This window comes from Frankia sp. CcWB2, assembly GCF_977927585.1.
The window spans coordinates 27614-36850 of sequence record NZ_CDWRCM010000010.1; the positions used below are offsets into that span (position 1 = coordinate 27614).

Sequence of the window (9237 nt, forward strand, 5' to 3'; positions counted from 1 at the left end):
ACAGACCTTCTTCGCCGCCCAGACGTTGACGGTTGGGTCGTAGAGGTTGCGGTTACCCACCCAGCCGGCGTGGGCCCGCATGTTGATCTGCCACAGGCCGCGCGAGTCCTCGCCGGAGGTGGCGTGGGCGTAGGGGTTGCCGCCGGACTCCGCAAGAGCCACCGCGACCCAGGTGGCCAGCGGGACGCCGCGGCAGCCGGGCAGTCCCGCGTTCGCGGCCGCGCTGGCGATCGTCACATCGGGGACCGTGGTGGCGGCCCTGGCCGGGCTCGCGGTGGCGAGCATGCCGGCGCCGGCGCCGATCACACCGACGGCGGCGACAACGGCGCCCCGGGTCCGGGTGGAATTTTTCCGATGCTTTCCCTTGGCCATTTCTTTGACATCTCATTTCGGTGTCGTCGAGCACAGACTGGTGATCGAGGGGAGGGATGCCGCTCAAAGGAGGGCGAGCGGAGACGACCGCGCTGGAGAAGAGCAGCACCCAGTGCCGGTCCCCCGGTGCGCCGAGGGTCCGTCCGGGGACGACCGATCGACGCACCCTGAGGATTCCGGGGTCGATGGGCTGAGCAGCCCGGCAGGCGGCCGCGGTCATTCCGTTCCGGGCCTGGCGGGCCCGGTGGACGGCAGGGGTCAGCCGACCACGGATGACGAGGTCAGGTGGCTTTCAGCCGAGCTGGTGGTATCGCGCGTCAGCGCGATCGGCCGGTACGGGCACCGACCGGATGGCACGTTCTCGCGAAGACGTCAGGGCGAGAACGGCGCCCAATATGGCGGGGACGCACCGCGGGTCGCGCCGAACGGCGTCACGGTCCAGAAGACCGGAGCCGAGCGTTCCTGAAACACAGGCAACGTCGAGTCCTTCCCGTACGCCTGCGAGGTTAGCTGTCGGGTTCGGGCCGGGAAGCCCGGCCGTTTCCGCGGCGTGCGCGTAACGGCTTAACCCCAAGGGCGGCCCGCAACGAGCCACCCGGAGGAACGTGGTTCCCCCGCTTCTGCCCAAGGTCTCTCGGAGGGAGCTCCGGACCGTGGGCAGAACTCGGCGTCGGCCCGGAGCTGTTGATACCTCGCAACCGTAGCGAACTACAGACCGTAGTGACAAGTACGAGTTGCGCCGAATCTGGGCGCATGTTGGTCACGATACGTGCATAACGCTGCGGTACCGCAACTCTCGGACATCAATAGCAGCTACCGGTAGCGACACAGATCACCCGTCACGACCGGATCTTGGCGATATGACCGGTCTGTCGCCACGGGGACCGGTAGTCACCGGGACCGCCCGGCCGCCCGGCAATCCCTGCGCCCCCGCGCACCCCGGCAACCCCCGGCGGGCGGGAAACTTGGACCGGGGGTCGGGTGGCGTGTGGGCGGGTACGCAAACGCGAACGGCGCCGGCTTCGAGCCGCAGACTCGAAGCCGGCGCCGTTGGAAAACAGACGACGCGGTACGGGACGGACGATGGACCCGCGTGATTCGCGCCGGCACCCGCCAAGGAAACGCCTGCTGAGCGATTGGGACTCCCGCGGAGGCACACCCCGATCGGAGCGGCACGCGGGCGCGCCCGGCACCGGGCGAGATCAGTCGAGCGGCCGGTCCCGCTGCCGTTGCCGTGGGGCCAGCCGCGGGGCACGGAGGTTCTCGAGGAACAGCAGGATGTGCGCGCCGACCGCACGCCGACCGGGGCCGGCGAGCACGCCACGCCCCCCGGGTAGCGACGCCAGCCGGGCCCGGCGCGCGGTCCGCGTCATCATGCGCACCAGCGCAAGCGGGCTGACCTCGTCTCGCTCGGCGTGGAGCAGTAGGACCGGCAGGTCGGGCAGCGACCGTGGGATCGGCTGTCCCGGACCCTCGCCCGCGATCTTTCGGTACACCAGCGGCAGGTCGAGCAACACGAGGGCATCCGGCCGGACGGCTGGCGAACCGGCGCCGACCAACGCCCGCAGGGCCCCGCTGTCCGAACCCAGCAGGATGAACGGACCCTCGGGGGCACGCGCCTCACCAAGGGCGAGGACGGTGTCTCTCCCGTGGTCGAGAAACGTCACCTGATATCCGTCGAGCGCGAGCCGGAAAGCCAGGCCCTCGAAATATTCGGCGGATTCTCCCCGACCGGGGAGAAGGACGACACTGGCTCTTCTCGAGTGGGTTGGATCACCGCTGGGCCAGTAACGGGTTCCCGACCCCCCCACATATCCATGGGAGTCGAAATGAAATAACTTGCGCGTTTCGAACCCTCCACAGGCCTGTGACCTGCGATGATGCTCTCGATCACGTATTTGTTACTTCATTACGTCCCCATGGGGGCGCGGATAAACGTATGCTGACGAAACCAGGGACGACACAGCATGCTCCGATCGGAAACCGTCCAGAGATGTACCCGGTACTGACCGGACATCGATACCGAGGCAGCTGGCGTCCACGCAGGCAATGACGATCTGGAGACAGACCTATCGAGCGGCCATGAATAAGGAGAACGCCAGAGAGAACACCGAGCGAGGGAAAGCCGAGGAGGCTAGTAAAGCACGTGAAGTGGCCGGGCCGGACAACCGGACGAGGCCACTCGCAGGAAATCGATGTGGCCACGGATGACCAGGGGGGTCATCCGATCCACCCAGGAGGACATGACCATATTCTGCCTATCCGACGGCTACCTGTCAACATGGTCAATATTGTTACTCAGGTGTTTCACCCCATGTCCGCCCGAGGATACGTAACCGTAGCCACCAGTCGTGACCGAGGCCACGTGGCACGTGGCACGTGCCGCCGCACAGCTGCACGGCCCCGGACGTCGGGGCGGAGTCGGGTGATCGCCGGCTACGCCCCGGCGCCGTCGGGCCGGACGCCGCTCAGGCGGCGGCGCCCACCATCGTGTTGCAGCTCTCCGCGCAGGATCGGCATGCGCCGGCGAGCTTGGCGAGCTGCTGATCCTGCGGCATCCTCTCGCACATCTCAGCGCACATCACGCAGATCCGCGCGCACATCGCGCACATTTCCCCGTGCATCGGCGACATCCGGCACATCATGTCGGCGCAGGTCCTGGTGACGGCTGCGCAGTCCATCATCAGCCGCATGTTCGCCGACTCCATCATGGCGCCCGGCATGTCCATGCAGTAGGAGATCGTCTCCTCGCACAGGGCCGAGCAGGACATACACTCCTCGATGGCCTTCCGCATGTTCTTATTGATCATTTCAGCGTGCTGCATGAGAACCCTCCAGGCATTGGAGACGCGGCACCCCGTACCAGCAAATGGCCCGGGCCACCTGACGGCAGCCGGCAGCGGGGCCCCTACGACAATAGCTTTCGGGGGCCGATCCGCATCTCGGTCAATCGCCGTCCCAGAGCGGATCCGACGAAAGCCCGCGAAGCCATACTAAGGGTATTTCTTTTGATATTTCGTGAACATTCTAGAAAACGGGAGAGTCAGCTGGACGGCGACGCCGCGGGCCGCTCGGGAGCGATTCTCGGCACCTCTTCCATCACCATGGTGGGGCGGACCAGGTTCCCGGGCAGTCGCGGGTGGGGCAGCACCGCACGACCGCCAAGGAACACCCCGCTCACGGCGCCCGGCCGCTCGAAGACCGACAGGTCCCCGGGGTCCGCGTCGAGCAGGATCGCGTCGAAGGCGGAGCCGACGGCGATACGGCCGGCTCCCTCCCCCAGTCCGAAGAGCCGGGCTCCGGTCGCGGTCGCGGCGAGCAGCGCCTCGGGCGGGGTGAGCCCGGCGCGGCGCAGCCGGCTGATCTCGGCCAGGTTCGTGCCGTGCCGGGTGCGGTGCCGGGCGTCGCTGCCGAGCGCGATCGGCACCCCCGCCGCACGGGCGACCGCGATCGTGCCGGCCAGCGCGGCCTCGGTGGCCTCGGCCCGGTCCACCGCCCAGCCCGGCAGCACTCCGGTGGCCGCCAGCGCCGCCAGGTCCTGGTAGGGCGACAGGGTGGGGACGAGCGTCACCCCGGCGGCCGCCACGGCGGCCGCCACGGGCTCGGTGAGTCCGATGCCGTGCTCGATGGACCGCGCTCCGGCGGCGACCGCGGCCTCGATCGACCGCTCGCCCAAGGCATGCATCATCACCGGGCGTCCGTACCGCCGGGCCTCCGCGACGGCGGCCGCAAGCTCCACCGGGCTGAACTGCGGCTCGGGCTGCCCCGGCCGGGCGGACATCACCCCACCGCTCGCGTAGATCATGATCCAGTCCGCACCCGCACGCAGAACGCCCCGCACCGACGCCGGCAGGCTGCCCGCCTCGGTAACGGTATGCGGGGGCCGGCCGGGATAGTCCGGCATGAGAACATCTTCGGCCGACTCCAGCCCGGGACCGATGATCGCCCCGTCACCGTGCCGCCCGGACCGGCTCAGCCCGACGACGGACACGGCGAGCCGCGGTCCGGGCACGGTGCCCGCGCTGACCGCGTCCCGGATGCCGGCGTCGGCGCCGCCGGCGTCCCGCAGGTGTGTGACACCGGCCGCCAACGACGCCCGCAACGCGGCGGCGGTCTGCAGGACCCGCGTGGACAGCGACGCCGTCGCCAGCTCGAACGGATCATAGGTGGACTGCGTGACGTGAGCGTGGCAGTCGACGACCCCTGGCATCAGCCACAGGTCGTGGGCGTCAACGTCGACGGCGTCCCGGTCGAGGCCGAGTCGCGTGCCGACCGCATGGATGATCCCGCCGCCGACGGCGACGTCGGTCGGCTCACCGAAGCGCCCGGTCTTGTCGAGGACGTGCACCCCCCGCAGGACGAAGGCCTCGGCCGCCTCGGATCGTCCGGGCACCGTCGACCGCTCGGACTCGGAGCGGCCGGACTCGGACCGTTCCGTCGCGGTGGATCGCCCGTGCGCCGAAGGCTGCTCCGGAGTCAGGGATTGTTCCGATGATGCCAGGGGATCGGTCATGGCCAGCGCCGTTCCTGCCGTTGACGACGACCTCCAGCGCCTCGTTCCGGCCGGATCGAGCATCGACCGACAAACGCGCGGAGGCGGATGTCAGATCGAAGGTCGAGGCCGGGGTGCGGAAGGTCCGGATGTTCCGGAGGTCATCCGGAGGTCAACGGGGACAGGCCGCCGTGTTGACGCGGCAGGTGTCGATATGACGGCGATGAGTGAGTTCGACCGCGCGGCCACCCGGCTGAGGCCACGGCGTCGCCGTGATCCCGCACCGGTCGTCCGACACGACGTCTCCTTGTCTCCCACTCGCTCCCGGATTCACTCGCTCCCGGATAACCGCGCTCAGTGTCATCCGTCACACTCCACCGTAATCACCGGTCCCGGATGACGCAAAGGGTCGAAGGACGAGCCGGTCAGGTCCGCTCACGGGCGAGCAACTCGTAGGAACGGACGCGATCCACGTGCTCGTAGGCGATCGTGGTGATCACCGGCTCGTCCACGCGCCCAGGCAATGGCACACGATCGGCCTGCGGCGTTGACGGCAGGTTGACCGCCGTGGTGAGATCATCCGGCGTTCGGTCCGGCCGTTCTCGTTACGCGTGGCCACGTCGACTTCTCCCTGGCGAGTTCCGCCATCTGTACCGCGCGCTGAGCCGCGCGGCGGACGCGCTCGTCCCGGCGCACCCTCAGCGCGTTCCCGAGATCCACCGCTCCGGTCCGCTCCCTCGGCCTGGCCGGCCATTGAGCCGGCGCGACCGGAGGCCGGCGCGACCAGCACCCCCCTCTCCTCACCTCGGCGCCCGCCGACCCGGAGGGCATGCCCGCATGCCGGTTCGACATCCGACGGCGTCGACATCCAACGGCGTCGACGAGCCCGACGCGGCACCCGGACCCCAAGCACCGATCCTGGTGAAATGACCGTGCCGGCCAGCCAGTGCCGGCAAGGATGTACCGGCGCGGATCCACCCGCGCAGCTCCACCCGCGCACGTATGTCCCCGTGCGACCGGCACCTCCTCCCGCAACATCACCTTGTTCCATATCTTGTTCCATGAAATGAGGAATCCTTCCATGTCCCGTCGCCTTTTCACCTCCGAGTCGGTCACCGAAGGCCATCCGGACAAACTCGCCGACCAGATCAGTGACGCCCTGCTCGACGCGTTCCTGGCCGGCGACCCCACCTCCCGGGTCGCGGTGGAGACACTGCTGACCACCGGGCACGTGCACGTGGCCGGCGAGGTCACCAGCTCCGCGCACGTCGACGTGACCGCCGTCGTGCGGCGCACCCTCACCGACATCGGTTACGACGCCGCCACCGGCTTCGACGGCGCGACCGTCGGCGTGCTGGTCTCGATCGGTGCCCAGTCCCCGGACATCGCCCAGGGCGTCGACAAGGCCTATGAGGCACGGGTCGAGGGCGGCGAGGACACGCTGGCCCAGCAGGGCGCCGGCGACCAGGGGATCATGTTCGGCTACGCCACCGACGAGACCCCCGACCTGCTCCCGCTGCCGATCACACTGGCCCACCGCCTCGCCCAGCGGCTGTCGAAGGTGCGTCACGCCGGCCTGCTGCCCTACCTGCGGCCGGACGGCAAGACCCAGGTGACCATCGAATACGACGGGGACCGCCCGATCCGGTTGGACACGGTGGTCGTGTCCGCGCATCACGCCGCCGACGTCGACCTGGCCACCCGTCTGGTTCCGGACATCCGCGACCAGGTCATCGCCCCCGAGCTCAAGCGGCTGGCCGAGGAGAACCTGGGTTTGGAGGTAGACGGCTACCGGCTGCTCGTGAACCCGACCGGCCGGTTCGAGATCGGCGGCCCGATCGGCGACGCGGGCCTGACCGGCCGCAAGATCATCATTGACACCTACGGCGGTTACGCCCGTCATGGCGGCGGTGCTTTCTCCGGCAAGGACCCGTCCAAGGTCGACCGTTCGGCCGCCTACGCGCTGCGCTGGGTCGCCAAGAACGTCGTCGCGGCCGGCCTCGCCCGGCGGGCGGAGCTGCAGGTTGCCTACGCCATCGGCAAGGCCGAGCCGGTAGGCCTGTTCGTCGAGACCTTCGGCACCGAGACCGTGCCGGTGCCGGAGATCGCGCGGGCCGTCTCGGAGGTCTTCGACTTGCGCCCGGCCGCCATCATCCGGGACCTCGACCTGCTACGGCCGATCTACGGGCAGACTGCCTCCTACGGCCACTTCGGTCGGACGCTGCCCGACTTCACCTGGGAGCGCACGGACCGCGCCGACGCGCTGCGCGCCGCAATCAGCCGCTGACACCAGCGGACGCTGACACCGCGCCCCAGGTCTTGCCTGACGACGACTCCGGTCCGCGCGGCTACGGGAGGCACCACCCGCTAGGGACGGTCAGAGTGGACCGCATGACCACTTCGGACCGCTCCGGGCGACGCGCACCGTCCGGAACACGGCCGCTGCACGGAACACGCCCCGTCCCCCGGGCACACCCCGCGACTGAACCAGGGTCCGGGGTGTCCCGGCCCGGGGAACGGCCCCGGGACGCGCTGGGCCGCCCCCTTCCCCACGGCGAGACCGGCGTGCCGCCGCTCGCCTCCTCGGCCCCGCTACCGCCGGCCGCGGCACTCGCCGAGGCCCAGCGACTCCTCGACGCGGGACTTCCCTTCCAGGCACACGAGGTACTCGAGGCCGTCTGGAAGAGTCCGGAGACCGACCCCGGCGAGCGCGGGCTGTGGCGCGGGCTGGCACAGCTCGCCGTCGGCGTCACCCATCTGGCCCGCGGCAACGTCAAGGGCGGCGTGGCCGTGCTGCGGCGCGGCGCGGCGAACCTCGCCCCCTACGCGGACCGGCCTCCGCACGGCGTAGCCGTTCCTGGTCTGCTCGCCTGGGTGGACCTGCGGATCGCCGACATCGGCCAGGCCCATCCCGAATTACCGTGCATCATCGCCCCGGACCAGGGAGCCACCGGAAAATAACTTCGGCTTTTGACCATGCTCTGTGAGGGAGGGGACCGACGAGGTCCTAGCGGAGAAGTTCGCGGTGTTGCTGCCGCATCTGGACGAGCGTCGGCGGCGACTGGTGCTGGGGGCGGATGCCAGGGCGTTGGGGCATGGCGGGATTCGTCTGGTGACCCGGGCAGCGGGGGTCTCGGAGGGCACCGTCTCGCGCGGGGCGGCGGCGTTGGACAGTGGCCAGCCTCCGTCCGGGCGGGTCCGCACGGCGGGCGCGGGCCGCAGACCGCTGCGGGAGAAGGACCCGCGCCTGGTGGACGCGCTGCTCGCGCTGGTCGAGCCCGACCAGCGGGGGACCCGGAGTCGCCGCTGCGATGGACGGTGAAATCGACCCGCATGCTGGCAGGGGGGAGCTGACCCGGTCCGGGCACGTAGTATAGCAGGTCATGTCAACGACCACCAGATGTGCGACAGAGTCGTTTTCTTGACACACCCGCTCCACACGCTCAACCCTGCACCACATGATCAACTTAGGCTACATAACATTGCGTTCAGGGCCGCATCCCACGAACAAACCGACCACACACTCCCACCACCCCAGGAGCGGACTACGAGCCGCTACCAAGCAAACTTGCCGAGACCCTGGGGGCGTGGCCGCCCCGGCCGACGGCAAGCCCCGCCCCGTCGGTTGACCCCACCGCACCACCCCGCGGCGCACCACCTGCCCGTTCTGCCCCGCCGCAGCGGGGCAGAACGGTGGCATTCATCCCGGAACGGCGGTACGATTATCCTTCAGCTGGAGAGAGCAGTGCGGAGGATTTCACAGGTGGGAATCGAGTGGACCAGGGCGACTTCTTCATCAGCTACTGCCAGCGCGACCGGGACTGGGCCGAATGGATCGCCTGGCAGCTACAGGAGGTCGGTTATCGCGTGTTTCTTCAGGCCTGGCATATCGGCCCCGGCCGCAACTGGGTCAGGGGGTGGAGAACTGCCGGCACACGATCGCGGTGCTCTCGCCCGAGTATCTGAATTCCCCGTACTGCCGGGCAGAATGGCAGGCGGCGTTCGAATACGATCCCGAGGGTAACCGCCGTAAGCTCATCCCGGTGCGGATAGCGGAATGCACCCCTACCGGGATACTCCGGCAGGTGGTCCACTTCGACCTCATAGGCCTCGACAACGAGAACGCCGCCCGGGAGCAGCTGCTGCGCAATGTCCGCTCGGCATGGGAAAAGGGCAATCTCACGCCCAAGGAGCCTCCGTACTTCCCCCAGGCCCAGCGCACCGGGATCGCGCCACCGGCCGCGCAACGCCCGATCACCTCACAGCCCGCATTCCCGCCGAAGGTGCCGGAACAGCGCCGGGCGGTCGGCGCCATCCTCACCGCGCTCACGCGGAAGTGGGTCATGCTTCCGACGCTCGCCGCGGCTATGGAG

Annotated in this window: 6 protein-coding genes, 2 pseudogenes and 1 riboswitch; of the genes and pseudogenes, 4 read left to right on the forward strand and 4 right to left on the reverse strand. The window is 69.2% G+C overall.

Features of this window, described 5'->3' with window-relative positions; translation table 11 throughout:
• From ACY45C_RS02470 to ACY45C_RS02485, 4 genes are all read right to left on the reverse strand, one after another.
• Positions 1-372, reverse strand: a 372-nt coding sequence (locus tag ACY45C_RS02470) for a transglycosylase SLT domain-containing protein (RefSeq protein WP_462186043.1), incomplete at its 3' end; no start/stop codon positions are given.
• A 481-nt stretch (positions 373-853) separates the two neighbouring features.
• A riboswitch (cyclic di-AMP (ydaO/yuaA leader) is annotated at positions 854-1007 on the reverse strand.
• 567 nt (positions 1008-1574) lie between these two features.
• Positions 1575-2039 (reverse strand): alpha/beta fold hydrolase, encoded by a 465-nt coding sequence (locus tag ACY45C_RS02475; protein ID WP_462186044.1) that lies wholly within the window; start codon positions 2037-2039, stop codon positions 1575-1577.
• Between the two features lie 801 nt (positions 2040-2840).
• Entirely contained in the window at positions 2841-3197 is a 357-nt protein-coding gene (locus tag ACY45C_RS02480) for a four-helix bundle copper-binding protein (protein ID WP_011437376.1), read from the reverse strand.
• Between the two features lie 218 nt (positions 3198-3415).
• A complete protein-coding gene (locus ACY45C_RS02485; protein WP_462186045.1) occupies positions 3416-4885 on the reverse strand; it encodes an amidohydrolase family protein in 1470 nt (489 codons plus the stop codon).
• Between the two features lie 1060 nt (positions 4886-5945).
• Here ACY45C_RS02485 and metK point away from each other — a divergent pair.
• The 4 genes and pseudogenes from metK to ACY45C_RS02505 form a co-directional block, all read left to right on the forward strand.
• On the forward strand, positions 5946-7151 hold the full coding sequence (gene metK / locus ACY45C_RS02490) for a methionine adenosyltransferase (protein ID WP_462186046.1): 1206 nt from the start codon (positions 5946-5948) through the stop codon (positions 7149-7151).
• A 212-nt stretch (positions 7152-7363) separates the two neighbouring features.
• Positions 7364-7825 (forward strand): DUF309 domain-containing protein, encoded by a 462-nt coding sequence (locus tag ACY45C_RS02495; protein WP_462186047.1) that lies wholly within the window; start codon positions 7364-7366, stop codon positions 7823-7825.
• A gap of 22 nt (positions 7826-7847) precedes the next feature.
• Positions 7848-8232 (forward strand): annotated as a pseudogene (locus ACY45C_RS02500) (ISAzo13-like element transposase-related protein); the annotation flags it as partial.
• A 406-nt stretch (positions 8233-8638) separates the two neighbouring features.
• Positions 8639-9237 (forward strand): annotated as a pseudogene (locus ACY45C_RS02505) (toll/interleukin-1 receptor domain-containing protein); the annotation flags it as partial.